Origin of the sequence: Cohaesibacter sp. ES.047, assembly GCF_900215505.1 — a bacterium.
In the GTDB taxonomy this organism is placed as follows: domain Bacteria; phylum Pseudomonadota; class Alphaproteobacteria; order Rhizobiales; family Cohaesibacteraceae; genus Cohaesibacter.
This window is the reverse complement of the sequence record NZ_LT907844.1, coordinates 870842-897811: the sequence shown is the minus strand read 5'-3', so window position 1 is coordinate 897811 and position 26970 is coordinate 870842. Positions and strand designations below refer to the sequence as shown.

The following is a 26970-nucleotide window of genomic DNA, read 5'->3' as shown; positions in this document are numbered from 1 at the left end:
AAAACGTCATGGACCCATCGCCTTTTTGCCGTATTGGGTCGCTAGGGTCAGTCAAGCGTTGAGCATCCGGGTGCCATTTGCCGGTGCTCGCCAGTTCGAAGAATACGAGGAACCGCATAATGCAAACCCCAAGCCGTTCGAAGGCTCTTGCCAAATCCCGCGCTGAGCAACAGGCTCGTTTCCTGCCACTGATGCTTGGCAGTCTTCTGCTTGTACTGGCCCTTCTTGTCGCAAGCGCAGCAAACGCCATGACGAATGACGAAAAAAAAGCGCTCGACAAGATCTCGAAAGACTTCAACACCACCAAGACGATGAATGGCGAATTCATCCAGACCGCCCCCAATGGCGATACCCTGCAGGGCTATTTCTTCATCGAACGGCCTGGCAAGATCCGCTTCTACTATTCCAAGCCGTCCTATACCGACATCATCTCGGATGGGAAGACCCTGTCCATCGAAGACCGCAAACTCAAGACACAGGATATCTATCCCCTGTCCAAGACTCCCTTGCGCGTTCTTCTATCGGACAATCTCAACCTTTCCACGGACAGCCGCGTCAAGCAGGCCGTTGTCGCCGATGACATCATCAGCGTCGTTGTCGAGCAGGAAAGTCTCTTTGGCGATGGCATCCTGACGCTGATTTTCGACCGCGAGACATCCCTGCTCCGTCAGTGGACGATCATTGACGCCAACAACAACGAGACCACGGTTACCGTCTTCAACGTCGAATCCGGGCGCCCAATCAAACAATCCCTGTTCAAGATCAAATATGATGTCGGGCCGGGCAGCAGGAACTAGGCTGCCCTTACTGACCGGTTCCCCGACCGACCAAATGGCCAAGGCATCACGAAGCGCTCGTGATGCCTTTCTTGTCTGGTAGCCTGTTCGGTGTATTCTTTGCGCCCCACCGCCCTGAAAACTGATGATTGCCGCGCTTTGCAGAGATTTTCCTGCAGGAAAGGTCTCGAAACGGGTTCCAGCCTGATGTAAGGAAGGATAAGCTGAGTCCCGACAAAGCCCGTCGTCCTTTCCTTCCACATCGCTCACCAAAGAGATTTCCGTGCCGATCACCATTGCCACCTGGAACATCAACTCCATCCGCCCCCGCATGCATCATGTCGACCAGTTTTTTGCGGATCGGGCGCCCGACATTCTTTGCCTGCAGGAAACCAAGGTCATGAATGACAAGTTCCCCGGTGCGGCACTCAAGAAGATGGGATATGTCCATCAAGCCATCAATGGACAGAAGAGCTACCACGGCGTGGCCACCCTTTCGCGCCTGCCGCTGATCAATGTCGAGATGCGGGAATTCTGTGAAAAAGGCGATGCCCGTCACCTCGAGGTGACCGTTGAAACCGACGCCGGCCCTTTGCGCATCCACAATTTCTATGTCCCTGCGGGCGGCGACATTCCTGATCCGGCCGTCAACGACAAATTCCAGCACAAGCTTGATTTCCTCAATGAAATGAAAGCCTGGCTGACCGGAGATGAAACCAAGGGGTCTTCCATTCTGGTTGGCGATCTCAACATCGCCCCGCATGAGAATGACGTCTGGAACCACAAGCAGCTCATCAAGGTTGTTAGCCACACGCCCCGCGAGTGCGCGCTTCTCAATGAAGTACAGGCCGCCGGTCCCTGGCAGGACGTGGTGCGCAACCACATTCCTGTCGATCACCCCCTGTTCAGCTGGTGGAGCTATCGCTCGCCCAACTGGGACGCTGCGGACAAGGGACGGCGGCTGGACCATATCTGGGCCACAGATGCCATCGCCGACAAGGTCGACCATATCGAGGTCTATCGCACCGCTCGCGGATGGGAAAAACCCTCCGACCACGCGCCAATCATTGCGCGCCTCAATGTGAACCCGGTGCATAGTTAACCGCTCGCTAATGCCAACGCTTGCAACATTGCCCCCAATATGATCTAAGGCCGCGCCATGACAGAGAAAAATTCGAATGCCCCCAAAAAAAGCGGCATGGCGGCCCGTGCCGGGGCGCTTCGTCTCATTCACGCGGTCCTGAGCGACAACGCCTTGCTCGACGACGCTTATCGCGATGAAATCTCCAACGGCCCCTTGCGCAAGCTCACCGGCAGCGATCGTGCCTTTTCCAAGCGTATCGCGATTACCGTGCTGCAGCACCTTGGCGAAATCGACACGCTTTTGGCGCGCTTCATGGACCGAGGCATGCCGAAAAAATCAGGCCCCTTGCGCAACATCCTGCGCATCGGTGTCGCCGAGCTGATATATCTGGAAACCCCGCCTCACGCCGTTGTCGACTGTGCTGTGTCCCACTATCGCACATGGCGCAAATATGCCGGCTTCAAGGGCCTGACCAATGCCATTCTGCGCCGGGTTGCAAACGAGGGCAAAGAAGAGCTTACGAGCATCGATCCCGCCCGTGCCAATCTGCCCGATTGGCTCTATCGCGCCTGGTGCAACAGCTATGGTCTTGACGTCACCAACGCCATGATGGCTGAGTTTCTCAAGCCCCAGATCCCGCTTGATCTGACGCTCAACCCCACCGCCGACAAGGCCCACTGGGCCGCAGAGCTAGGCGCAGTGGAAACACCGACCGGATCCTTGCGCCTCATCGAGCACGAACGGGTTGATCGCCTGCCCGGCTTTGAAGAAGGTGTCTGGTGGGTTCAGGATGCCGCTGCGACTGTCCCCGTCACCCTGTTGGGTGATGTCAAAGACAAAGAGGTTCTGGATCTGTGCGCCGCTCCGGGTGGCAAGAGCTTGCAGATGGCAGCCAACGGTGCCCACGTCACCGCCGTCGACATATCCGCCAAGCGCCTTGAACGGGTGAGCGAGAACCTTGAGCGCACCGGCCTTACGGCCGAGCTTGTGACCGGAGATGTCTTCAAGCATGACTTTGGCCGTCAATGGCCGCTCGTTCTGCTGGATGCCCCTTGCTCGGCGACCGGCACCGTGCGCCGTCACCCCGAACTCATCCACCAGCGCTTTGCCGAGGACATCGCCCACTTTTCAAAACTGCAGACAAGAATGCTTGATCGGGTCGCCGGTCTAGTCGAGCCGGGCGGCATGATGGTCTTTTGCACCTGCTCACTCCAGCCTGAAGAAGGCCCCGACCTCATTGCCGACTTCCTGATGAGCAACCCCGAATTTGGCATCGAGCCGGTCAAACCGGGTGAATTTGAGGGCCTTGATCCCTTCATCCAGCTGGATGGCTCCATCCGCACCCGCCCCGATATCTGGGCCGAAAGCGGAGGCCTTGATGGCTTCTTTGCGATCCGCCTTAAACGCATGGGCTAGAGACAACAACAACAAGAAACGCGAATATACGCTTGGATCCGGATAGAGCTTGTTAACCCTGATTTGCTAAAATTCTAATCAGTATGCTTACCAAGATCACGGCTTTTCGGATCTGGACGGGATCCCAATCCTATTCGGCGTAATTCTCTCAATAAGACGGATAGAACCCGCGTGTCAGAAAAATGGCAAAACATTCAGTTGCATATGGCAACTCTGTCGCGACGCGCAAAGGCAGTCCGGATCCGGCGCCCCAACTGCCACAAGCGATACGTGCCCGGCTGTCCGGGACGTCTTCTGATTGCACCGCAGGATCTCAGAACCGCAGACCCAACCATAGCAGAAGACATTTATGCCGGACATTATGTCTTTGCCGGGCAGGTTGAAAACTGCGAGGGACGGTCGCCATTCCGGGTTTTGCCCCCCAGCAAAGAATGGTCCCGCGAGCTGCACGGCTTTCGTTGGCTAAGACATTTGCGCGCGTCGGAGGCAACACTCTCGCGCTCGAATGCGCAAAATCTCGTTGAAGACTGGATTCAGCAATCCACCCGCCTCGGTCAGGATGCGTGGGAGTTGCCCGTTGTGGCCGACCGGGTCATTGCCTGGCTCAGCAATTCCCCGCTGATCCTGCAACATGCCGACCACGATTTCTATCGTAATTTCATTCGCGCGCTCTACTTGCAGGTGCGTTATTTGCGCGCCTCTCAGGCTTTGATGCCCAAAAACGCCAACCGCCTTTATATGTTGATTGCGGAACTGGCTGGCTGGCTCTGTCTTTCCGGCAAGGAACGCTACATTCGGTCGACATCAAAGCGGCTCGTCAACGAACTTGAAGCGCAGATCCTTCCAGATGGCGGCCATGTTTCGCGCAATCCCATTGTCATTCTGTGGTTGCTGCTCGACTTGCTTCCCTTGCGCCAGACTTTTCTGTCCCGCGACATGGTGCCGCCTGAGGGCATGAATCGCGCCATCGAACGCATGATGCCGATGCTGCGTTTCTTCCGTCATCACAATGGTGCCTTTGCCCATTTCAACGGCACCGGTGCAACGCCCGCCGACCAGATGGCCACCATTCTCGCCTACGATGATACCCGCGGCACCCCGGTTGCCAACGCGAGCTTCTCGGGCTACCAGCGCATGGAAGCAGGGTCCACCCTGTTGATCATGGACACGGGCGACTGCCCACCCGTCGAACAATCGGTGCAGGCTCATGCCGGAACCCTGTCGTTTGAGCTGAGCATTGGCGCGGCCTTTTTCGTCGTCAATTGCGGCTCCCCCTCCTGTCGCCACGCAAGTTGGCGCGAGCTCGCACGCAGCACTGCGGCCCATTCGACCCTGTCGGTTCAGGACCGCTCGACCTGCACGGTAGCACCCAAGTCATTTGATCTGGGTGGCCGCCCACTTTTCTGTTCAGGGCTGAAAACCGTGGTTGACCGCTCCATGGATCAGGCACAGGAAACCATCATTACCAGCCACGAAGGCTATGGTGCGACCTATGGCATTCGCCATCAACGTCAGCTCTGGATGGCCATCGACGGGCGCAGGCTTGATGGTCATGACGAGTTGAAATCCATCGGCAAGGGCATCAGAAAAGGTCAGGACAGCTACGCCATCCGCTTCCACCTCCACCCCTCCGTCCAGATCGAAACCAGCGATGATCGCGATATGGTCTATCTTGGTCTGTCCAATGGCGAAATCTGGTCTTTCTCAGCCACGGAAATGGAAGTGACCATCGAGGACAGCGTCTTTTTGTCCGACATTCACGGCATCCAGCCCACCAAACAGCTCGTGCTCTATGGCTACGCCAGCCACATTCCCTCAATCAACTGGATGTTCGAGCGGGTCGCATCTGCCGAATAGCCCGCACGTACGCCGCTGCCTCACGCCACCATTTAATGCCAAAATAGCATCAATATGATGCCATAAACTGCAAAATGGATTGTTCCCCTAGCGGTCAAAACATGATATCGCCATGGCAGTCTTTCCCGAATAAACACCGCAGGATTTCCGATGTCTGTAGCTCCGCTTTCCGTCGACGCGCCGGAGGTTTCCCCCGTCAAACGCGCCCTTCTTTCCGTTTCCGACAAGACTGGCATCATCGATTTCGCCAAGGCCCTTCACGAAAAGGGCGTCGAACTGGTGTCCACCGGTGGCACCTGCAAGGCCATCGCCGATGCAGGCATCCCGGTCAAGGATATCTCTGAGATCACGGAATTCCCGGAAATAATGGATGGCCGCGTCAAGACCCTGCACCCGCGCGTGCACGGCGGTCTGCTCGGCGCCCGCTCTGTCGAAGCCCACACCTCCGCCATGAAAGAGCACGGCATTCCCAACATCGACCTGCTTGTGGTCAATCTCTACCCCTTCGAGGAAACCATCCTCAAGGGTGCCGACTATGCCACCACGGTCGAGAATATCGATATCGGCGGCCCGGCGATGATCCGCGCCGCAGCCAAGAACCATGCCTTCGTGACAACCTTGGTCGACCCGTCCGACTATGCCGAAATCATCACGCTTTTAAATAACAAGGGCGGCATTCCGCTTGATGCCCGCAAGGCGTTTGCTGCCAAGGCCTATGCCCGCACCGCAGCCTATGATGCAGCCATTTCCGGCTGGTTCGCAGCCGAGCTTGAGCTGCCCTCCCCGACCTATCGCGCCTTTGGTGGCGAACTGGCAGAAGTCATGCGCTATGGCGAGAACCCCCATCAGGCCGCAGGCTTCTACAAGACCGCCTCTGCTCGCCCCGGCGTCGCCACAGCGACTCAGGTGCAGGGCAAAAAGCTCTCCTATAACAACATCAACGACACCGATGCAGCCTACGAGCTGGTCAGCGAATTCGACCCAGCCCTCTCTCCAGCCGTTGCCATCATCAAGCACGCCAACCCTTGCGGTGTGGCCACGGGCGTGAGCCTGAAGGATGCCTACGAGAAAGCGCTATCCTGCGATCCGGTCTCGGCCTTTGGCGGCATCGTCGCCCTTAACGGCACGCTCGATGAGGAAGCCGCTGAGGAAATCACCAAGATCTTCACCGAGGTGATCATCGCGCCGGACGCCACCGAAGGCGCCAAGGAGATTGTCGCCAAGAAGAAAAACCTGCGCCTTTTGCTTGCTGGCTCCCTTGCCGACCCACGCGAGGAAGGCGTCACCGTCAAGTCCGTCTCCGGTGGCCTTTTGGTCCAGAACCGCGACAATGGCAATGTCGATGATCTTGATCTGAAGGTCGCGACAAAGCGCCAGCCCAGCGAGCAGGAACTGGCCGACCTTAAATTCGCCTTCCGCGTTTGCAAGCACGTCAAGTCCAACGCCATCATCTATGTCAAGGACGGTGTGACCGTCGGCATCGGCGCAGGCCAGATGAGCCGCGTGGATTCGGCCCGCATCGCTGCCCGAAAGGCAGAAGACGCTGCCGAAGCCATGGGCCTTTCCGAGCCGCTCACCAAGGGCTGCGTGGTTGCCTCCGATGCCTTCTTCCCCTTCGCTGATGGTCTTCTGACCGCCGCCGAAGCCGGTGCCACGGCTGTCATCCAGCCCGGCGGCTCCATGCGCGATGATGAAGTCATCAAGGCCGCCGATGAGGCAGACCTCGCCATGGTCATGACCGGCATGCGCCACTTCAGGCATTAGGAGCGCTTGACGCGGTCAAGCGTTCCTTATGCCTACCGACCGCGCCATACGCACGACGCCCTCAGCGAAAGGTGTCTTTTTCGCAGAAAAAGCACCGACAGCCTGCACCAAAACAAAAAGCCCGAAGCAACAATGCTCCGGGCTTTTTTGGCAATTCGTCCTTAAAAAAATCCGGCCATTGCCAAAGTTTGGCACCCGACCAGTCCGATCAAGATAACCTGACCTAGCTTGCTTTTGAGCCGATATTCCCCATATCAAAGGCAACAGAAAGGTTGGGGAAGCATAGATGGCAACCAAGCACTACACCGAAGATGATTTCGAACTGCTGCCGCCAGAGAAGGCCGCCGAAGACGAGAGCGGCCATCGCGACAAGGGCACGGCGAAGAAGGCCGCCGATGTGCGCAGGAAGTTCTGGACCGTGGTCAAGAAGGCCGCTCGGCAGATCCCGATCATCGAGGACGTCGTGGCCGGCTACTATTGCGCCTTTGATGCCAACACGCCCTTTCGCGTGCGCCTGACGCTCATCGGTGCGCTTGCCTATTTCGTCCTGCCTTTCGATGTTATCCCGGACATGATCATGGGTGTTGGTTTCACCGATGATCTGGCACTGCTCGCCTATGTGCTCAAGACCGTTCACGCCAACATCAGTGACGAACACCGCTTAAGAGCAAAGCAGGCCCTGTCCGAGCATGATATTCACGTCGAACGGTAAGGCCTAAATGGTGATGATCACCTTGCCGCGCACGTCCCTGTTGGCAATGGCGCGAATGGCCTTGGCCGTCTCTTCCAGCGGATAGCGCCGGTCGACATGAGGACTGAGCTTGCCTTCTTCCACCCACCCCATGATCAGGGCCATATTTTCGGCGTGGCCAACCGGATCCCGCCGGATCGCCTCGCCCCAGAAGACGCCGAGCACATCGACGCTCTTGAGCATCACCAGATTGAGCGGCATTTTGGGGATCGTCCCCGAGGCAAAGCCGATGACGAGAAAACGACCACACCAAGAGGTTGCCCGCAGCGCCGCCTCTGCCAAATCGCCGCCAACCGGATCATAGACCACGTTCACGCCGCGCCCGTCTGTCAGGCCCTTGAGCGTCGTCTTGAGATCCTGATCGGAATAAGTGACCAGCCTGCCCGCCCCGTGTGACTGGCAAAGAGCAAGCTTGTCATCAGACGAAGCGCAGGCGATTACATCCGCCCCCATGAGATGTCCGATCTCGACCGCCGCCAGCCCGACGCCACCCGACGCCCCCAGCACTGCAAGGCTCTCGCCAGCTCGCAAATTTGCCCGACTGCGCAAGGCGTAGATCGTTGTGCCATATGTGATCATCAGGCCCGCCGCCGCCTCGAACCCAAGCCCCTGAGGCATCGGCAGGGCCTCATCCGCAGGCACCACCACAGCCTCGCGCGCGCCGCCCCAGCGCACATAACTGAGCACACGCTCCCCGATCCGGGCAGCATCCACCCCCTCACCGACCGCATCAATCACGCCTGCAATTTCACCGGCCGGTGAGAAAGGCAAGTCAGGTGTATATTGATATTTGTTCTGGATGATCAGGGTGTCGAAGAAATTAAGCGCAGCGGCGGCAACCTTGATTCGCACCTCGCCCGGACCGGGCTCTGGCGTCGCAATCTCGGCCAGAACCAGATCCTCCGGCGGCCCGAACCTTTCACACAAAATAGCGCGCATCCCATCTCCTCCCAAGATATTCCGTAACGCATTGGCAGCACATAACCTGCCAAGAGAGCTACCATGCCGGAAAGGCCGCGAGAAGCAGGATCAAGTCAGCTTGCCGGAAAGTCGAAGCCCCATTCGCGCGAAAGACACGATCTTTTCCACCCCCGGAAGGTTCCCTTCGCCGCAGGCTTGGGCTAGAAAGGCGCAATTCAGAAGACAACAGCAATCAGGAAAGACAGCAATGCGCGGTTATTTCGCTATCGGCGTGGAGGGCCTGTCCAAGGAAGGCAATTTCGGCAATCTGGTGCGCACCGCTCATGCCTTCGGCGCAAGTTTCTTTTTCACCATCGCGGCAGAGAAGAGCTTTGCCCAGCCGGGCACCGACACGTCTAACAGTTCGGATCATCTGCCCTACTATCCATGGGCCTCGGGCGATGCCATGCAGCTACCCCACGATTGCCGGCTGGTTGGCGTCGAACTGACCGACGATGCGGTCGATCTGCCCTCATTTCGCCACCCCACCAAGGCCGCCTATATTCTCGGACCGGAACGGGGCAACCTGACGCGGGGCATGCAGGACCGCTGCGAATTCATCATCAAGATCCCGACCCGCTTCTGCCTCAATGTGGCAACAGCGGGAGCCATCATCATGTATGACCGTGTTCAGTCGATGGGCGGCTTCACCGAGCGCCCCGTGCGTGTCGGCGGCCCGAAAGAGCCCCGCGTTCACACCCACGGCTCACCAAAATTCCGGGCCGATATCCCCCAAGCACTCAAGGGATAAAAAGCTTTGCACCGCCTTGGGAGCAATGCCCTGCTATTGCCGCATTTGCCGACAATTGTGCAAACAGCAGGCCCGAACGGGCCGCCGAGACCTGCCAAACAGCACGAAAAATCAAGAAATTTCCCAAAATTCCTGATAGTTTCACGGTTTGGTAACCCCGATCTTGGTAAATGTTGAATGAATCAACTGGAGCCCATGGCTCCTTCTGGCATCCAGTCCAACAGCGACAGGTAGAGATGAAAAGCGTAACAATCCTTAGTGCAGCCACCCTTTTCGCACTTTCCGCCACCGCCGCCTTCGCGCAAGGCGCAGCAACTCGCGTTGAACAATACAAAGACTGGGGCGCTTACGTCTTCAACGATCCCCAGCGTGGCAAAATGTGCTTTGCGGTGAGCCAGCCGAAAACAACGGCTCCCTCCGGCGTCAATCGTGACCCGATCTATTTCTTCGTCACCACCCGTCCGCGGGAAGGTGTCCGGGAAGAAGTCAACGTGATTACCGGCTATCCCTACAAGGAAGGCTCCAAGACCACGATTCAGGTCGGCTCAGATAATTTCACCCTTTACACGTCCGGTGATGGCGCGTGGCTTGAGAATGCCGCCGAAGAGGCCCGCCTTGTGAACGCCATGCGCCGCGGTGCAACCATGACCGTAAAGGGCACGTCCCGTCGCGGCACCGTGACCACCGACACATATTCCCTGTCGGGCATTACGGCAGCCACCCGTCGCGCCAGCGATGAGTGCAAATGATCGATCGCCGAATAGGGCAGATCGCGCATCAGATACAGCGCCAATTGCAATGAAGAAAAAGCGGCTGACACAGCCGCTTTTTTGCTTTATACACCCCCACTCAACGCACCGATCCCGATGGCCGCGCTCAAAAGAGCGATGATGCCCCGGATTGCGTGCGGTAGAAAACAGATCAGAACACAACAATCGGATCACCCCCTGATGGCCACGCGCTAAAGGGCAAGGATCATGGCCTCGACCTGTCCGGCAGGCGTCGCGGTCGTTCCCGAATGGTGATCTTGCAAGGATTGCACCCCGCGCAATCGCCTTGAAAAGAGGAGACTGCAGTCAACGCTGCAGATGAATGCCATGGAACAGGCGACTCTCGTCGACACGTCCGAAAATGCTGTGACAGAAGCAGTCACAGAAGCCCCTGTAGAACAGGCTGAAATCTCCATCAGCCACGGCTATAGCTGGCCAGCGACAGATCCGGACAAGATCAACCTTGTCGGCATGGATCGCGCCGAGCTGGGTGAGGCCATGCGCCGTGTCGGTGTGGCGGATAAGCAGGTCCGGATGCGCGTCAGCCAGCTGTGGCACTGGATCTATGTGCGCGGCGCCACCTCGTTCGATCAGATGACCAACGTCTCCAAGGATCTGCGCGCCAAGATGGAGCTTGTTTACTCCATCACGCATCCCGAATTGGTCGCCGAGCAGATTTCCGTTGATGGCACCCGCAAGTGGCTGTTGCGTTTCCCGCCCCGCGGTGCAGGTCGCCCGGTCGAAGTTGAAACGGTCTATATTCCCGACGCGAACCGCGGCACCCTTTGTGTGTCCTCACAGGTCGGCTGCACCCTCAACTGCACCTTCTGCCACACAGGCACCCAGAAGCTGGTGCGCAACCTCACCTCCGAGGAAATCGTCGCCCAGCTTCGCGTTGCCCGCGAAATGCTGAACGACTTTCCCGAGCGTGAACCGGAAACCGGTGCCATCGTTCCCAAAATGGGCCGCTTTGTCACCAACGTGGTTATGATGGGTATGGGCGAGCCTCTGTTCAACTATGATCACGTCAAGAACGCCATGCTGATCATGTCCGATGGCGAAGGCCTGTCGATCTCCAAGCGCCGCGTCACGCTCTCCACCTCGGGCCATGTGCCCAACATCGAGCGCATCGGAGCAGAGGCTGGCTGCATGCTCGCCATCTCGCTGCACGCAACCAATGACGAGTTGCGCGACGAACTGGTGCCGATCAACAAGAAATGGCCGCTCAAAGAGCTGCTCCACGCCTGCAAGACCTATCCGGGCGTCTCCAACGCCAAGCGCATCACCTTTGAATATGTGATGCTCAAGGGCGTCAACGACAGCCTTGAGGATGCGCGCCAACTGGTCAAGATGCTGCGCGGCATTCCCGCCAAGATCAACCTCATTCCGTTCAACCCCTGGCCGGGCACGCAATATGAATGCTCTGACTGGGACCAGATCGAGATCTTTGCCGATTTCATCAACCGCGCCGGCTATGCCTCGCCAGTGCGCACGCCGCGCGGCCGCGACATCTTTGCGGCCTGTGGCCAGCTCAAGTCCGAGACCGAGCGCCTGCGCAAGGTCGAACGCGACAAGCTCGAGGCCGAACTCGCCGCCCTTGAAAGGTTGCGCCTTGCCAACCTTGCAGGCGACGGCCATGATGACGATATGGAAGAGGATGAATAGGGTGCAAGAAGCCTGCCCGATCCCCTCGCCTTTACGGAGTATAAAGTGAGCCTGTCCCGAATTCTCGCCCGTCTCATCATGGTGCCGGTGGGTTTGGCCTTTGCCATTCTGGCAGCCAGCCTTTTCCTCAGTTTCGCAGTTCTGTCGATGGAGCCGACCACGGTCGGAGATCCGGTTCTTGAGAATGTCTTCACGGTCTTCTCAGGCATCGCTCTGGCGAGCATCTTTGGCTCGGCGGTCTTCTACCCCACCATTCTGGGGCTCATCATCGCCGAGATCTTCTCCCTGCGCAGTCTCTGGCTCTATCTCATCTGTGGCCTTGGTATCGCCATGCTGGCAACCCGCGCCCCCGGTGAACCGATGGACCAGATTGCCATCGGCCTTGATATCCGCGCCCTTGCCTCGGGTCTTGTCGGCGGTCTTGTCTATTGGATCATCGCAGGCCGTGGAGCCGGCATTGTCAAACGCACACTCGACAACAAGCCCAAAAGCCTTTAGCCGAAAGCGCCTGCCCTAGCTGGCCTTACTCGGCCTCGCCAGCAAACAACTTCGTATTGTCAGAAAGAAGCGTTGAGATCCGGTCCAGCATGGTGCGGATCTCGGTCCGGTGGCGGTCATCATCATTGACCACGAGATGAAGCCTGACCGTCAGGTCTTCGATCACATCGCTCGCCCGCACCAGATCGGGCGCCGCGTCGCCGAGAAAACAGGGAAGCACACTGCGACCCTGACCGGCGCGGATCATCTGAAGCAGCACATGCGGGCTGTTGGTCCAGCCATAGATCCCCAGATCATAATGCTCAAATACCCAGCGCTCGGGCGGGAAATGGGCTTCTTCTTTCCCCAATGAGACCCACGGTCGATCCTCATCCCAGCCAAGATCGGGTGACTGATAGACCGCATAGGCCGCGCAAACCGAAGGGCGCACGGCGAAATTGCCTGTTTGCGGCGGATTGCTCAGGATCGCAATGTCGCTGTCGCGGTTGATCATGCTGAGGCCGTCCTGCGCATCAAAACAACAAAAGCGGAGATCCCCTGGACCGAATGACAAGACCTTGTTGTTTTGCGCCAGAAACATCGCCAACCACGAATCCCCGGCGATACCGACGAAGGGATCGGCAAAGGCACCGCTATGCCAATCGGTGATCTGTCCGGAAATCTTAGACATCTCACGCACACGCTCAAGCAGGCATATCCCGTCCGCAGCGAGCACATAACCGCGCCTGCTGCGCTCAAACAGAATCCGGTTCATCGTCCGCTCAAGCGTCAACATCCGCCGCCCGATGGTCGGAGCGGAAATGCCCGTGCGCACGGATGCCGCCGACAGGCCTCCGCCCTCGGCAACAATCAAAAACAGTTTCAGATCATCCCAACTTGCTTCCATAACCGGCATATTCGTTACCAAACGCGCTTTTTTCAACGCACACCAATGAAAAATATCTTTCAATCCATCCTCTACAGCATCATTGGGACAAGTGCTAGATTGCATGAAGACGCGGATGATGACGGCACAGAGACCGCATCGACGCCGACCCATTCTCTGGATAGATAAACCCCGCCCATTCCAAGGTTCCCTGCCAAAATCGCAGCGAGCCAATGATGAACTTTTGCAATCGATCAGGACAACACCCGTTCAACCAACCGGGTGAGCGGCCTCTATGTGCCTAAACAGGATAGGAGAAAGCGCATGCCAACCAGTGAAGCTCTGCTGCTATGGAACAGCAAAAAAACCGAAGGAACCAGAAAAGACGCCTTTGCAGATCCCCTTGAATCCGCCGAATGGCAACCATTTCTGCCATGGCTGAAAGCCATCGGTCTGCTCAAAGGCCAATGAGCCAATCACAATGAAGACAACAAGGCGGGGCTGATCACCCCGCCTTTTTCATATCCTTTTTCGCTTTCCCTGATCCGATTGCCCGCTTCCCTTTGGTGCAAAAATCAGCTACGACCGCCTTCAACCCGATGGCTCTCATGGCCAGATGCGACATGTCAGAGGAAGACCACCGCGAATGCTCGACGCCATAACGAAACAAGCTCGTCAGCGCCCGATCTATCTTGCGACCCTGCTCACCGCCCTCATCACGATTCCCTTTCTGATCGCCCCGGAACTCGACATCTGGGTCACGAGCCTGTTTCATGATGCAGCCGACGGCTTCTGGCTGAAAAGTCTATATTTTCCCTATCGCCTGCGCCGTCTGGGAATCGCCTCCTCTCGAATCATCATCATTCTCTTGGTACTGTTCGTGCTCGCGCGCCTGTTCTGGCCCGACCTCAAAAAGCTCTTCTCCCTCAAGCCCGTCCTCTATCTGATCGCAGTTGCGGGCATCGGACCGGGTCTCATCGTCAACGGCTTGCTCAAGGCCGGTTGGGGCCGCGCCCGTCCGGTCCAGACCGATCTGTTCGGCGGCGCATGGCCCTATTCCGAGGTCTGGGTCGTGGCTGGAAATTGCCAGAACAATTGCAGCTTCGTTTCCGGTGAAGGCGCCATGTCCTTCTGGATGCTCGGCCTCTTGCTGCTTGTCCCTCTGGGTTGGCGCAAGGTCTCTTTCTGGATCCTTGCCGCCTTCGTCATCGCCATTTCCTTCAACCGCATCATCTTTGGCGGCCATTATCTCTCGGACATTCTCCTGTCGTGGGCGATCACAGCCTGGACGATGGCACTTCTGTCGGTTTTCCTGCGCAAGCACAGCCCGCTTTATATCGACAATGCGCACCTTGAAATGCTTTGGGACAGATGGGGCGCGTCACTGCGTCACCATCTGCAACCGGCTCTCTCAGATCTCGCAAAGGGCCTTAAGGATAGCTTCAAGGCCATCTGGGGCTTCTTTGAAGGCGAGCTCACCGACATCCGCAATGCACTCGCATCCAGACGCAATCCAGACCAAAACGAGAAAAGAGAAGAGGATTGATGCCTGTTTGCAGCAGGATTTACCGCAAATCCCTCTTGCACAGGATATAAGACCGCCTATAGTGCCGCCAGATACATCGAGAGAAAACACTCTCTCTCCACCCTTCCGGACGCCCGGCGATCACGGCGTCCCTCAAGCTGATCAGGTGAAATCGCATGTCTAAAAAAGGCGATATCAAAAAGGTCGTGCTGGCCTATTCCGGGGGCCTCGATACGTCCATCATCCTCAAATGGCTCCAGACCGAATATAACTGCGAAGTGGTGACCTTCACCGCCGACCTCGGTCAGGGAGAAGAGCTGGAACCGGCGCGCAAGAAGGCCGAAATGATGGGCATCAAGGACATCTATATTGAAGATGTCCGCGAAGAATTCGTCCGCGATTTCGTCTTCCCGATGTTCCGCGCCAACGCACTTTATGAAGGCGTCTACCTGCTTGGCACCTCGATTGCCCGCCCACTGATTTCCAAGCGTCTCGTCGAGATCGCCAAGGAAACCGGCGCCGATGCCGTCGCCCATGGCGCAACCGGCAAAGGCAACGATCAGGTTCGTTTCGAGCTGGCAGCCCGTGCGCTGAACCCGGACATCAAGGTCATCGCCCCGTGGCGCGAATGGGATCTGACGTCCCGGACCAAGCTCTTGGAGTTCGCCGAGCAGAACCAGATCCCCATCACCAAGGACAAGCGCGGCGAAGCGCCCTTCTCGGTCGATGCCAACCTGCTGCATACCTCCTCTGAAGGCCGCGTGCTGGAAGACCCGGCTGTGCCTGCCGAGGAATATGTCTACTCGCGCACCCTCAGCCCGGAAGACGCCCCGGACAAGGCCACCATCATCGAGGTCGGCTTTGAAAAAGGCGATGCGGTCTCCATTGATGGCGTCAAGATGACCCCGGCGGAAATCCTGACCAAGCTCAACGAGCTGGGCCATGACAACGGCATCGGTCGTCTTGATCTGGTCGAGAACCGCTTTGTCGGCATGAAATCCCGCGGCATCTATGAAACGCCGGGCGGCACGATTCTCCTCGCAGCCCACCGCGGCATCGAATCGGTCACCCTTGATGGCGGCTCCGCCCACCTCAAGGACAGCATCATGCCGCGCTATGCCGAGTTGATCTACAACGGCTTCTGGTACAGCCCCGAGCGCGAAATGCTGCAGGCATTGATCGACAAGTCACAGGAATATGTCACCGGCACTGTCAAACTGAAGCTCTACAAGGGCAACACCGACGTCATCGCCCGCGACAGCAAATACAGCCTCTATTCCGAAGACCTTGTCACCTTTGAAGAAGGCGCGATCGATTACGATCACAACGACGCCGCTGGCTTCATCGAGCTGCAGGGCCTGCGCCTTCGCACCATCGGCTACCGCAACCGCAAAGCCAAAGGCTGAGCAACCGATTGGTCTGCTGCAAGACGCTAAAGACAGACTATGAGGCGGGGCTTTGGCTCCGCCTTTTCTTATCGAAAACGCGACAACAAACCGTTTTGAGCCGTGAATGAGCCATGAACAAGCTGATAGTCAGGGAAAACTTTACCGCTGAGGGTAAATCCTTTGCGATCTATTCGCCCTGCGAGACCTACCGCTATGCCCTCGAGCGGACATGGAATGACGGCGCGCCAAAGCTTCTCTACATCATGCTCAATCCATCGACCGCAACAGAGCTGAAAAACGACCCCACCATTGAGCGCTGCGAACGACGCGCCCGCACCCTTGGGTACGGCTCTTTTCGCGCCTGCAATCTGTTTGCCTACCGGGCGACCGATCCGCGCGACCTCAAGCGCGCCAAGGACCCCATCGGTCCGGACAACCTCTCCCAGATTCTTCAAGCAAGTCGTTGGGCCGACAGGATTTTATGCGCTTGGGGCACTCATGGCGCCCATTTGGGTCTAGGGCTTGCTATCAAGTCCCTTCTTCTCTCCGAGAGCCATGTGCTGCATCATCTGGGCCTGAGCAAGGAGGGGCATCCGCGCCATCCGCTCTATGTGGGCTACAGAACGGCGCCCGAACCCTGGCCTTAAGGGTATAAACCACCTCCAAATGCTCTGATAATTCAGCCTGAAGATTGGCCTATCCTCCTTCATTCCAATGTCACAGGACCCCTGTAGTCAGCTAACCAAGACTTGAATTGGACGGCAAAGGGGCCGAAGCGGCGCGAAACAAGGCTTTTCAAGCCGACAAAATTCGTATAGAGCTTTCGCCAACTCCCTAGCATGACACGGGCCATTGCGGCTGTCCGGTCCTGACCGGATCGGTTGTCGCTGCCTATTGTGGCGCCCGCACAGACAAGAGACAAACACATGAATTTGCGCAACATTGCGATCATTGCCCATGTTGACCACGGCAAAACGACCCTGATCGATGAATTGCTCAAGGCTTCCGGACTGTTCCGGGAGAACCAGCAGACCGAAGAAAGAATGATGGATTCCAACGATATCGAGCGCGAGCGCGGTATCACCATCTTGGCCAAGGTTACATCCCTTGAGCACAACGGCACCCGCATCAACATTGTGGACACCCCGGGCCACGCCGACTTTGGCGGCGAGGTGGAGCGTATCCTGCACATGGTTGATGGCGTGATCGTACTGGTCGACGCAGCTGAAGGGCCGATGCCCCAGACCAAGTTCGTGGTCTCCAAGGCCCTCAAACTTGGCCTCAAGCCCATTGTCGCGATCAACAAGATCGACAAGCCCGAACAGCGTGCCGACGAAGTGCTCGACGAAGTCTTCGATCTTTTCGCCAACCTTGACGCCAACGAAGAACAGCTCGATTTCCCCGTTCTCTATGGCTCTGCCAAGAACGGCTGGATGGCCACCGAGCCTGAAGGCCCCAAGACCGACATGGAGCCCCTGTTCGATCTGGTCGTCAAACATGTGCCAGCCCCGGTTGTCGAAGAGGGCGAATTCCGTCTCCTTGCCACAACCATTCAGGCCGACAACTTCCTTGGCCGCATTCTGACCGGTCGTGTCATCGCTGGCGAAGTCCGCCCGAACATGTCCATCAAGGCCCTGGACCGTGATGGCAAGCTCATCGAAAATGGTCGCATCTCCAAGGTGCTTGCCTTCCGTGGTCTTGAACGTCAGGCGATTGAAGTGGGCGAAGCAGGCGACATCGTCTCCATTGCTGGCCTGCAGAAGGCAACCGTCGCGGACACCATCTGTGCTCCATCTGTGACGGAAGCGATTCAGGCCCAGCCGATTGATCCACCGACCCTGTCCATGACCTTCCGCGTCAACGACAGCCCGCTCGCCGGCACCGAAGGCGATAAGGTCCAGAGCCGCGTCATTCGCGCCCGTCTGCTCTCCGAGGCAGAAGGCAACGTTGCCCTCAAGGTCGAGGAAGCTGTCGATACGGACGCTTTCATCGTCTCTGGCCGCGGCGAGTTGCTGCTCTCGATCCTCATCGAAAACATGCGCCGCGAAGGTTTCGAGCTTGGCATCGGCCGCCCGCAGGTGGTGATGCAAAAAGACGAGAACGGCAAGCTGCTTGAGCCGATCGAAGAAGTCATCATCGACGTGGACGATGAATATTCGGGCGTCGTGGTGCAGAAGATGCAGGAACGCAAAGCCGACATGGTCGAAATGCGCCCCTCTGGCGGCGGCCGCACCCGTTTGATGTTCCATGCTCCGACCCGTGGGCTCATCGGCTATCAGTCCGAGCTGCTCTCGGACACTCGCGGCACAGCAATCCTCAACCGTCTCTTCCACGGTTATGCCCTCCATAAGGGCGAAATTGCCTCGCGCAACACCGGCGTACTGCTGTCCAACGGCAATGGCGAAGCGGTGGCCTATGCCCTGTGGCAGCTCGAAGATCGCGGCCCGATGATGGTTTCTCCGGGTGCCAAGGTCTACACCGGAATGATCGTGGGCGAACACACCCGCGGCAACGACCTTGAAATCAACGTGCTCAAAGGCAAGCAGCTGACCAACATCCGCTCCTCGGGTAAGGACGATGCCGTGAAGCTGACCACGCCGCTGAAACTGAGCCTTGAAGAGGCACTCAGCTACATCTCCGACGATGAGTTGGTTGAAGTCACACCCAAGTCCATTCGCCTCAGAAAGATCTTGCTCGACCCCAACGATCGCAAGAGAGCCGAGCGCGCGTCGAAAAAGGCAAGCTGAGCCAGCAATCAAGACAAACCAAAAAGGGACGCATCGCGTCCCTTTTTTTATGTCGGCCAACTCCCGGCCATCGAACAGTCGTTGAGATCGACAGCCAGATGGAAAAGACACCCCAGCCCAATCGCCCGCACGCTGCGCACAGGTGCCAGCATCAGGACCAGATAGAGCGCCGCCGCCCAGCTTGTGTGCAGGGGATGAAAGCCGATGGAGCAGCGATTGGGATCAAAGATCGGATCGGCCAGGAGGTGATCAAGATCGATGGCGATGGTTGCGACCATGATCAGGCCCATCTGCCACCAGTGCTCCCGGCCAAACACCAGACGCGCCAGAAGAAACGGCAGCACGAAGTGCCCCGAATAATGCACCAGCGGGCGCAGGACGTCGTTGATGGCTGCAAGATCCAAAGCAGGGCTCCGTTGTACCTGATCACCCAACCATGATGCGACCGGACACGTCCGGTCAAGGCCGGACGACAATCGCCCGGCCCTTAATTGCTATTGTCAGCCAGCAAAGACGGCGGACACCCCGATGACAAGCGAAATGACCGAAAGAACGCACATCAGGTAGAACCAGAAGCGCAGCGGTATAAAGAAGAAGTTGTCACCGCGCTTGAGGAGGACCTCCTCGCCGCTTTCCTTGTCAATCACGACTCGACCCTTGTCGGTTCGTGCCAACAGGCGCATGACGACATAGGCACCAACTGTACCGAAGATGGTGACGATGGCTGGCATGAGTGCGTTGCTCTGCGGCCCCAGCACAGAGGTCGCCACAAGCATACCGATAAACGCGCCCAAAAAGACGCCCAGCGGGAGCAGGATGCCCCAGCCTCTCCAGATCATAAACATGCTGATTTCCTTATTTTCCATGCCGCTCCGTTCAGGAGCATGGTTGCTCCGGGCGGCATGATTTTGCGGGAGTGATGCAGCGGGATAGCAAACCAGCTCCGGTGAGGAAACAGCAAGAGGAAAATCCCTTGGGGAGAATTGTCAAAAACCAAGAAAAACCCGGCTGCAAGAGGGCGAGCGAAAACCCCTGATGGAATTGCCAAGGATGGAAGGGGCAAGAGGTGCGGGCTTTTGCAAGATCACTGGAAAAAGGTACCTGACCGGGTTTACCCCCAAGGCCCTTCCGGCTCGTCCCGGTTACCAGAGGGCGTGGAACCCCACGGGCCATCGTCCTCTACTTGCTGACGGCGCTGATTGGTGCCAAGCGTGCCCCCGTCACTGACCTTAAGCGGGCCATCGCCGCCATACCATTCCGCCTGAAGCACCTGCAGCGCATCGATACGGTTCTGGGTATCCGGATGGGTCGAGAAGAGATTGTCCATCTTCTGCCCACTGAGCGGGTTGATGATGAACATATGCGCGGTGGCGGGGTTCTGCTCGGCGGTGACATTGACAGTCCGGCCCGCCGCATTGGCGATTTTAGCAAGCGCCGAAGCAAGCCAGATCGGCTGGCCACAAATCTGTGCGCCCACCTTGTCCGCCTCATACTCCCGCGTCCGGCTGATGGCCATCTGCACGACGGAAGCAGCCAGAGGCGCCAGAATCATCAGGGCAATCGTACCGATAATGCCAAGCCCGCCACCTTCGCGATCCCGCCCACCACCAAAGAACAGGGCAAAGTTCGCCAGCATCGATACGGCACCGGCGAGCGTCGCCGTGACCGTCATGGTGAGAATGTCGTAATTCTTGATGTGCGCCAGCTCATGGGCCATCACCCCGGCCACCTCTTCATAGGTGAGGCGATTGAGCAGGCCGGTCGAAGCGGCCACTGCCGCATTTTGCGGATTACGCCCCGTCGCAAAGGCATTGGGCTGCTCGGAATTGATCACATAGACCTTCGGCATGGGAAGTTGAGCCTCAGCCGCAAGCTTCTGCACGATCTCATAATATTCCGGTGCAGAGCGGGCATCGACTTCCTGCGCATTATGCATGCGCAAGACCATCTTGTCGGAGTTCCAATAGCTGAAGACATTCATGCCAAGGGCAACAACGAAGGCGATTATCATGCCCCCCGAGCCACCGAGCAAATAGCCGATGGCCATGAACAATCCAGTCATGCCAGCCAGCAGCAACGCGGTACGGAAGAAATTCATGCCCTTATTATCCTCTCGATCAGTTTCATGCTTTGGATCGCGATCCAACTTCCTATATGTTAGGCGTGAAAATAAGATTTCAAGACGAAACAGGATCCGTCATGTCCGATCAGGAGAAAGACACCAAGGGCCCGGTCTTCCGCACCGCCGTGGACCACATGCCCCCCGAGCCGGAAACCGAGGAAAAACCGCGCCGCCGGTTTGAGGATTTGCCGCCTGCTGCCCAGCGCGCCTTGCTTGAGGCCGAAGAGCGCCGCAAGGAACGCGATGCCCTCAAGGTGAGCGCGGATCGTCCCGCCGAGGTTGGCGGCAGAGGCGGTCTCGATCCCTCGCGCTATGAAGACTATGAAATCGGCGGTCGCGCCATCGATTTCTAAGCGATGTTAAGGACAAAAAAGAGCGGACAACACATGTTGCCCGCTCAATCCAAGCTCTGACTGTTGCCATCCCGCCCCTAGAGGTCGGAAGACTTGGCCCAGATGTTGATATCTTCATCCTGCGCATATTGATCAATCTCGGCCAGCTCTTCAGCCGTGAAGTCGAGATTCTCGATCACCTTGGCACAATCCAGAACCTGTTCCGGTCGGGACGCCCCGATCAATGCGGTGGTGATGCCTTCATCGCGCAGCACCCAGGCAATGGCCATCTGAGCAAGGGTCTGACCGCGCCGCTTGGCGATGTCATTGAGCTTGTTGAGATTGGCAATCGCCTGTTCCGACACCATGGTCGGCTTGAGCGACTTGCCCTGTGTCGCCCGCGAGCCTTCCGGAATGCCTTTAAGATATTTATTGGTCAGCATCCCCTGTGCGAGCGGCGTGAAGGCGATCGAGCCGACGCCCAGCTCCTTGAGCGTGTCCTTCAGACCATCGCGCTCGACCCAGCGATTGAGCATGTTGTAGGCGGGCTGATGAATGAGACAGGGGGTGCCCAACTCATTGAGGATCCGCACCGCTTCCCGCGTCCGGTCAGATTTGTAGGACGAGATACCCACATAGAGCGCCTTGCCCTGACGAACCAGCGTATCAAGCGCACCCATGGTCTCTTCCAAAGGCGTATCGGGGTCGAAACGATGCGAGTAGAAGATGTCGACATAATCGACGCCCATGCGTTTCAAGGACTGTTCGCAGGACGCGATGAGATACTTACGGCTGCCCCATTCCCCGTAAGGTCCTTCCCACATGTCATACCCCGCCTTGGACGAGATGATCATCTCATCGCGATGCGCGGCAAAATCGGTACGCAGCAGCTCACCGAACGCAGACTCGGCTGAGCCTTTGGGCGGGCCGTAATTGTTGGCCAGATCAAAATGGGTGATGCCACTGTCAAAAGCCGCCCGGCAGATCGCCTGTTTGGTTTTATGCGGTGTATCATCACCAAAATTGTGCCAAAGCCCCAGCGAAACCACAGGAAGTTTCAGGCCTGACTTTCCACAACGGCGGTAAATCATCGTGTCATATCGTTTTTCGTTTGGAACATATGTCATTTGACCGTCCTTTATCTTCCGTGTGTTCGATCATATTGGTTCTTGGCTGGCGATGACCAGCCCTCTAGCGCATCATCCCGAGGCTTGTAGACCTCCATCAACAGCGGATGGCAGTTGGCTGTATCGCTTGAATGTTCCGATGAGCAATCGCCGCCCGGACAGGCGCTCATGACCGCCAGCAGATCAATCTCGGCAAACAGCTCGAGATAGTCGCCAGGGCGCACCGGGCTCTGTTTCATGAAATATTGACCCGTATCGCGCGTGAAACCTGTGCACATGAAGACATTGAGCACATCATGCACCAGCACCTCGGCTTCGATCACACCGAGACCAACGGCATCGCTGAGCGAGCGGATCAGGTTGGAATGACAGCAATGGTGATAATCGCGCCCATTGAGCAGGCGGCCGGTGTAGGGATCACATCGCGTGCCGATCACATCATGCACGGAGGCGCCAAATTCATCGATGCCATACCAGTCAAGCGTGTCCGCAACGATGGTGGCCATGGGCCGCATATAGGGAAATGAGGACCATAGCTGATCCCCGGTCGTCACGTGCGTGCCATGCAGCGCCCGTGTCTTGCCCGAATAGAAGCGCTCGGCAAGATCGGAGCCGCTGAATAGATTGAGATCGCCAACCTGCGGCCCCTCAATGCTGACAATCCTCAGGAAATGCCCTGCCGGGACCTCGATATAGGCGGCTTCACGCGGCGGCACCACCACGTCGCCCACTTTCGTAAGGCCCGATCGCGCTGCTTCATAGAGCGCCATGTCTGGCTTGGGCAGGGTGTCGGTCGGATAACAGATCACCGGTTTGACGGCACGCCGGGCGTCGGCGTCGACGGGGGCAATTTGGGTCATTGCAATACTCTTGAAAGGGAAATCGAAGCTGGAAGGTACTACATTCAGTGTCGCAAAGAACAGCACGAAAATGCAACACCTATCCCGGCACTCAAGACTTGAGCGCCGGGCAAATCATCGTCTAGCTCTTTGGCTCGTACGTCAGTTGGAGCAGAGGGAAGCCAGAATTGGGGTCAGTCACCTGCTTGTTGCCCGTAAACCCATAAGCGGCATAAAACCCGCGACCGATGGAATTATCGACGAAGACTTCAACAACCAGCGCGCCTTTCTCTTCGACGCCCTTGTCAACGAGGGCGCGTCCGATCCCCTTGCCGTGATGCAGCGGGTCGACGAAAAGGCCACCGACGAGATTGTCGAGAAGACCGATGAAGCCAACGACCTTGCCATCGATTTCATAGACCCAGGTTTCGGCCAGATCGAGATAGGTATCGCGGGTCAGCCGCTCGGCCTCTTCCATGAAGTCTGCAGGCAAAAAGGAATGCGCCAGATCACTGGCAGAGCGCCAAAGCGCAATTGCCGCGTCTTTGTCTTCTGATGTAAATTTTCGGATCATTGTATGATGTCCAGACAGTGCCGGAAGGCGCATGGCCAACCGGGCTCGTTATCTTTAAAACTGGGCGCACAGAAACACCCCGCTCGCGACCGGCGCGACCGGATCTTACGTGTTTCATGCCATTGGAAGCGCTTTTGGCTTCGCTCCTCAGCGGGACATCAAAACTCCTGTTTCTTCATCACTGCCTTATTTCATGCACCCTGACACAAGCCTTGTCAACAAACACAAAAACCCGGCGCGAAAGCACCGGGTTTCATGGATTGCAATCAGGAATGCCTACGACGCCAGATCCCTCAGCACATAGTGCAGGATGCCGCCGTTGCGATAATAGTCGAGCTCATCCTCGGTATCGATCCGGCACAGGGTGCTGATTGTCTTCTCGGACCCGTCAGCGAACTTGACGTGGACATCCACATCCTGCCGGGGCTTGAGTTCGGAAAGCCCCAGAATGGTAATCTCCTCATCGCCCTTGATGCCGACCGACTGCCAGCTCTCATCATCCTTGAACTGCAGCGGCAAGACGCCCATACCGACAAGGTTGGAGCGGTGAATGCGCTCAAAGGATTGAACCACCACGGCGCGGACGCCAAGCAGGTTGGTACCCTTGGCCGCCCAGTCACGGGAGGACCCGGTGCCATATTCCTTACCGGCAAAGACGACGAGCGGCGTGCCTTCATCCTTGTAGGCCATGGCGACGTCATACATCGGTTTGACCTCACCATCCTTCATCGAGAAGCCGCCTTCCGTGCCCGGAGCCAGCTGGTTCTTGATGCGGATATTGGCAAAGGTGCCGCGCATCATGATCTCGTGGTTGCCGCGCCGCGAACCGTAGGAGTTGAAGTCCTTGGGTGCCACTTGACGCTCGGTGAGATACCGGCCTGCCGGGGTATCAGGCTTGAAACTGCCCGCCGGAGAAATATGGTCCGTGGTGATGGAATCAAGGAACAGCGACAGAATGCGCGCGCCCTTGATGTCCTCGACAGGTTTGGGCTGCGGGTCCATGCCTTCAAAGTAAGGTGGGTTCTGGACATAAGTCGAAGAGCTATTCCAATTGTAGGTTTCGCTCGGCTCGACTTCGATCTGCTGCCACTTCGGATCGCCCTTGAAGACATCGGAATAGCGGCTCTGGAACATCTCGCGGGTCACGGCCTCGCGCACGATGGTGGCGATTTCCTCGTTGGTCGGCCAAAGGTCCTTGAGATAGACCGGATTGCCCTTGGGATCTTCGCCAATCGGATCCTTGGTGATGTTGATGTTGAGTGAGCCCGCAAGCGCATAGGCCACAACGAGCGGCGGCGATGCTAGGAAGTTCGCCCGCACGTCCGGGTTGACGCGGCCTTCAAAGTTGCGGTTGCCCGAAAGCACCGAGCAGGCCACCAGATTGTTGTCCTGAACCGCTTCGGAAATCTCGGGCGGCAGAGGGCCGGAGTTACCGATACAGGTCGTGCAGCCATAACCAACAAGGTTGAAGCCAAGCGCATCAAGATCGCCCTGCACGCCCGCCTTTTCCAGATAGTCGGTTACAACCTGCGAACCCGGTGCCAATGAGGTCTTGACCCAAGGCTTGACGGAAAGGCCTTTCTCCAACGCCTTACGCGCCACAAGGCCAGCGCCGATCAGAACGGACGGGTTCGAGGTGTTGGTGCACGAGGTGATGGCAGCAATGACCACATCGCCATTGCCCAGATCATGATCACGACCCGCAACCGGCACCCGCTTGTCCAGCTCGTTCGGCTGATTGAACTCGCTCTCCATAGCCTTGGCAAACGCAGTGTCGGCCTCGGTCAGGGCAATACGGTCCTGCGGGCGTTTCGGACCCGAAATGGAAGGAACCACATCGGCCAGATCCAGCGACAGCGTGTCGGTGAAGCTTGGCTCAACGCTGTTTGCGTCGCGGAACATGCCCTGCGCCTTCGAATAGGCCTCGACCAGAGCGACGCGATCACTGTCGCGCCCCGTGACTTCCAGATATTTCAAAGTATCTTTATCGACAGGGAAGAAGCCGCACGTGGCACCATATTCGGGTGCCATGTTGGCGATGGTCGCCTGATCTTCAAGGCTGAGATTATCAAGGCCCGGGCCATAGAATTCGACGAATTTACCAACCACACCCTTTTTGCGCAGCATTTCAACGATGGTGAGCACAAGGTCAGTTGCGGTGGTTCCTTCGGTCATCTCACCACTCAGGCGGAAGCCGACCACTTCCGGGATCAGCATGGTCACCGGTTGGCCGAGCATCGCAGCTTCGGCCTCGATACCGCCAACGCCCCAGCCAAGAACCGCAAGCCCGTTGACCATGGTGGTGTGGCTATCGGTCCCCACAAGGGTATCGGGATAGGCGATGACTTCGCCGTCCTCTTCCTTGGTCCAGACGGTCTGGGCCAGATATTCAAGGTTCACCTGATGGCAAATGCCGGTTCCCGGCGGCACAACGCGGAAATTGTCAAAGGCCTGCTGGCCCCAGCGCAGAAACTCGTACCGTTCGGCGTTGCGCTCATACTCAAGGTCCACATTCTGTTTGAAGGCAAGCGGATTGCCGAAATGATCAACCATCACCGAGTGGTCGATAACCAGATCGACAGGCACCTGCGGGTTGATCTTCTGCGGGTCGGACCCGAGCGTCTTGGAGGCGTCGCGCATCGCGGCAAGGTCAACAACCGCGGGAACGCCAGTGAAGTCCTGCATCAACACGCGCGCCGGACGGTAGGAAATCTCGGCCGAAGATTTGCATTCGACAAGCCATTCAGCACAGGCGCGAATGTCATCGGCGGTCACGGTCCGTCCGTCTTCGAAACGGAGAAGGTTCTCAAGCACAACCTTGAGCGAAAAAGGGAGCTTTGAAACGCCTTCAAGGCCATTCTTTTCCGCCTCGGGCAGGCTGAAATAGGTATAACTTTTGCCATTGACCTCAAGGGTCTTTCTGGCGTTGAAACTGTCGAGAGATTTGGTCACGGCTGATCCAGTCCTTTTGCTTAAACTTGAAACATCAAGGGTCTGTGTGTCGGTCTATCGGGGCAATGCCGACCAGCATTTTGTCAGAGGCCTGCCGGGAAAGACAGCCATACTTTCTAAGGCTGTGCTCAGGCCGCAAGAGCCTCGCAGACGGTCATATTTCTGAACTTCATATAAGGATTGTGCGCGAATTATAAAGTGGCGACA

At 57.5% G+C, this 26970-nt stretch carries 25 protein-coding genes; 16 read left to right on the top strand and 9 right to left on the bottom strand.

From position 1 onward, the window contains the following. Window positions 1-119: 119 nt before the first annotated feature. From CPH65_RS04040 to CPH65_RS04015, 6 genes are all read left to right on the top strand, one after another. Window positions 120-797: an outer-membrane lipoprotein carrier protein LolA gene (locus tag CPH65_RS04040; RefSeq protein ID WP_096172238.1), complete on the top strand. Its 678-nt coding sequence runs from the start codon at window positions 120-122 to the stop codon at window positions 795-797. 262 nt (window positions 798-1059) lie between these two features. Beyond that, window positions 1060-1878, top strand: coding sequence for an exodeoxyribonuclease III (gene xth / locus CPH65_RS04035; RefSeq protein WP_197703955.1), 819 nt, complete (start codon window positions 1060-1062; stop codon window positions 1876-1878). 57 nt (window positions 1879-1935) lie between these two features. Then, window positions 1936-3276, top strand: coding sequence for an RsmB/NOP family class I SAM-dependent RNA methyltransferase (locus CPH65_RS04030; protein ID WP_096172236.1), 1341 nt, complete (start codon window positions 1936-1938; stop codon window positions 3274-3276). A 204-nt stretch (window positions 3277-3480) separates the two neighbouring features. After that, on the top strand, window positions 3481-5133 hold the full coding sequence (locus CPH65_RS04025) for a heparinase II/III family protein (RefSeq protein WP_096172235.1): 1653 nt from the start codon (window positions 3481-3483) through the stop codon (window positions 5131-5133). 150 nt (window positions 5134-5283) lie between these two features. Next, window positions 5284-6897, top strand: a complete 1614-nt coding sequence (purH, locus tag CPH65_RS04020; protein ID WP_096172234.1) for a bifunctional phosphoribosylaminoimidazolecarboxamide formyltransferase/IMP cyclohydrolase — start codon at window positions 5284-5286, stop codon at window positions 6895-6897. 286 nt (window positions 6898-7183) lie between these two features. After that, on the top strand, window positions 7184-7609 hold the full coding sequence (locus CPH65_RS04015) for a YkvA family protein (RefSeq protein WP_096172233.1): 426 nt from the start codon (window positions 7184-7186) through the stop codon (window positions 7607-7609). A gap of 3 nt (window positions 7610-7612) precedes the next feature. Here the strand turns inward: CPH65_RS04015 and CPH65_RS04010 are convergent, their stop codons facing one another. Further along, window positions 7613-8587: an NADPH:quinone oxidoreductase family protein gene (locus CPH65_RS04010; RefSeq protein ID WP_096172232.1), complete on the bottom strand. Its 975-nt coding sequence runs from the start codon at window positions 8585-8587 to the stop codon at window positions 7613-7615. Between the two features lie 229 nt (window positions 8588-8816). Between CPH65_RS04010 and CPH65_RS04005 the strand changes: the two genes are divergently transcribed. From CPH65_RS04005 to CPH65_RS03990, 4 genes are all read left to right on the top strand, one after another. Further along, window positions 8817-9359 carry an RNA methyltransferase gene (locus CPH65_RS04005; RefSeq protein WP_096172231.1) on the top strand — a complete coding sequence of 181 codons (543 nt, stop codon included), beginning with the start codon at window positions 8817-8819 and terminating at the stop codon, window positions 9357-9359. 236 nt (window positions 9360-9595) lie between these two features. Beyond that, entirely contained in the window at window positions 9596-10108 is a 513-nt protein-coding gene (locus CPH65_RS04000; protein WP_096172230.1) for an invasion associated locus B family protein, read from the top strand. Between the two features lie 348 nt (window positions 10109-10456). Next, window positions 10457-11794 carry a 23S rRNA (adenine(2503)-C(2))-methyltransferase RlmN gene (rlmN, locus tag CPH65_RS03995; RefSeq protein WP_096176228.1) on the top strand — a complete coding sequence of 446 codons (1338 nt, stop codon included), beginning with the start codon at window positions 10457-10459 and terminating at the stop codon, window positions 11792-11794. A gap of 45 nt (window positions 11795-11839) precedes the next feature. Further along, complete coding sequence (locus CPH65_RS03990) at window positions 11840-12292, top strand: hypothetical protein (protein WP_096172229.1); 453 nt, start codon at window positions 11840-11842, stop codon at window positions 12290-12292. Between the two features lie 25 nt (window positions 12293-12317). Here CPH65_RS03990 and CPH65_RS03985 read toward each other — a convergent pair whose 3' ends face one another. Continuing rightward, window positions 12318-13187 carry a LysR family transcriptional regulator gene (locus CPH65_RS03985; protein ID WP_157747491.1) on the bottom strand — a complete coding sequence of 290 codons (870 nt, stop codon included), beginning with the start codon at window positions 13185-13187 and terminating at the stop codon, window positions 12318-12320. A 294-nt stretch (window positions 13188-13481) separates the two neighbouring features. On the opposite strand from CPH65_RS03985, the gene CPH65_RS23720 reads away from it, so the two are divergent. From CPH65_RS23720 to typA, 5 genes are all read left to right on the top strand, one after another. Beyond that, the gene (locus CPH65_RS23720) at window positions 13482-13628 is read left to right on the top strand and encodes a hypothetical protein (protein ID WP_157747490.1); all 147 of its coding nucleotides are present in this window, start codon (window positions 13482-13484) and stop codon (window positions 13626-13628) included. A 175-nt stretch (window positions 13629-13803) separates the two neighbouring features. Next, a complete protein-coding gene (locus tag CPH65_RS03980; protein ID WP_157747489.1) occupies window positions 13804-14703 on the top strand; it encodes a phosphatase PAP2 family protein in 900 nt (299 codons plus the stop codon). Between the two features lie 155 nt (window positions 14704-14858). Further along, window positions 14859-16088 (top strand): argininosuccinate synthase, encoded by a 1230-nt coding sequence (locus tag CPH65_RS03975; RefSeq protein WP_096172226.1) that lies wholly within the window; start codon window positions 14859-14861, stop codon window positions 16086-16088. Between the two features lie 113 nt (window positions 16089-16201). Then, window positions 16202-16717, top strand: coding sequence for a DUF1643 domain-containing protein (locus tag CPH65_RS03970; RefSeq protein WP_096172225.1), 516 nt, complete (start codon window positions 16202-16204; stop codon window positions 16715-16717). A 279-nt stretch (window positions 16718-16996) separates the two neighbouring features. Then, the gene (gene typA / locus CPH65_RS03965) at window positions 16997-18817 is read left to right on the top strand and encodes a translational GTPase TypA (RefSeq protein WP_096172224.1); all 1821 of its coding nucleotides are present in this window, start codon (window positions 16997-16999) and stop codon (window positions 18815-18817) included. A 47-nt stretch (window positions 18818-18864) separates the two neighbouring features. On the opposite strand, the gene CPH65_RS03960 is transcribed toward typA, so the two are convergent. The 3 genes from CPH65_RS03960 to htpX all read right to left on the bottom strand — a co-directional run bounded on the left by CPH65_RS03960 (window position 18865) and on the right by htpX (window position 20915). After that, window positions 18865-19221, bottom strand: coding sequence for a DUF6122 family protein (locus tag CPH65_RS03960; RefSeq protein WP_096172223.1), 357 nt, complete (start codon window positions 19219-19221; stop codon window positions 18865-18867). A 96-nt stretch (window positions 19222-19317) separates the two neighbouring features. Then, window positions 19318-19662: a hypothetical protein gene (locus CPH65_RS03955; protein WP_157747488.1), complete on the bottom strand. Its 345-nt coding sequence runs from the start codon at window positions 19660-19662 to the stop codon at window positions 19318-19320. Window positions 19663-19928: 266 nt separating this feature from the next. Beyond that, the gene (gene htpX, locus CPH65_RS03950; protein WP_096172221.1) at window positions 19929-20915 is read right to left on the bottom strand and encodes a zinc metalloprotease HtpX; all 987 of its coding nucleotides are present in this window, start codon (window positions 20913-20915) and stop codon (window positions 19929-19931) included. Between the two features lie 158 nt (window positions 20916-21073). On the opposite strand from htpX, the gene CPH65_RS03945 reads away from it, so the two are divergent. Then, a complete protein-coding gene (locus CPH65_RS03945; RefSeq protein WP_197704032.1) occupies window positions 21074-21292 on the top strand; it encodes a DUF1674 domain-containing protein in 219 nt (72 codons plus the stop codon). Window positions 21293-21369: 77 nt separating this feature from the next. Here CPH65_RS03945 and mgrA read toward each other — a convergent pair whose 3' ends face one another. The 4 genes from mgrA to acnA all read right to left on the bottom strand — a co-directional run bounded on the left by mgrA (window position 21370) and on the right by acnA (window position 26763). Next, entirely contained in the window at window positions 21370-22398 is a 1029-nt protein-coding gene (gene mgrA, locus CPH65_RS03940) for an L-glyceraldehyde 3-phosphate reductase (RefSeq protein WP_096172219.1), read from the bottom strand. Between the two features lie 11 nt (window positions 22399-22409). After that, window positions 22410-23258 (bottom strand): DUF1989 domain-containing protein, encoded by an 849-nt coding sequence (locus tag CPH65_RS03935; RefSeq protein WP_172891448.1) that lies wholly within the window; start codon window positions 23256-23258, stop codon window positions 22410-22412. Window positions 23259-23379: 121 nt separating this feature from the next. Next, on the bottom strand, window positions 23380-23811 hold the full coding sequence (locus tag CPH65_RS03930; RefSeq protein WP_096172218.1) for a GNAT family N-acetyltransferase: 432 nt from the start codon (window positions 23809-23811) through the stop codon (window positions 23380-23382). 276 nt (window positions 23812-24087) lie between these two features. Next, window positions 24088-26763, bottom strand: a complete 2676-nt coding sequence (gene acnA, locus CPH65_RS03925; RefSeq protein WP_096172217.1) for an aconitate hydratase AcnA — start codon at window positions 26761-26763, stop codon at window positions 24088-24090. Window positions 26764-26970 lie beyond the last annotated feature (207 nt).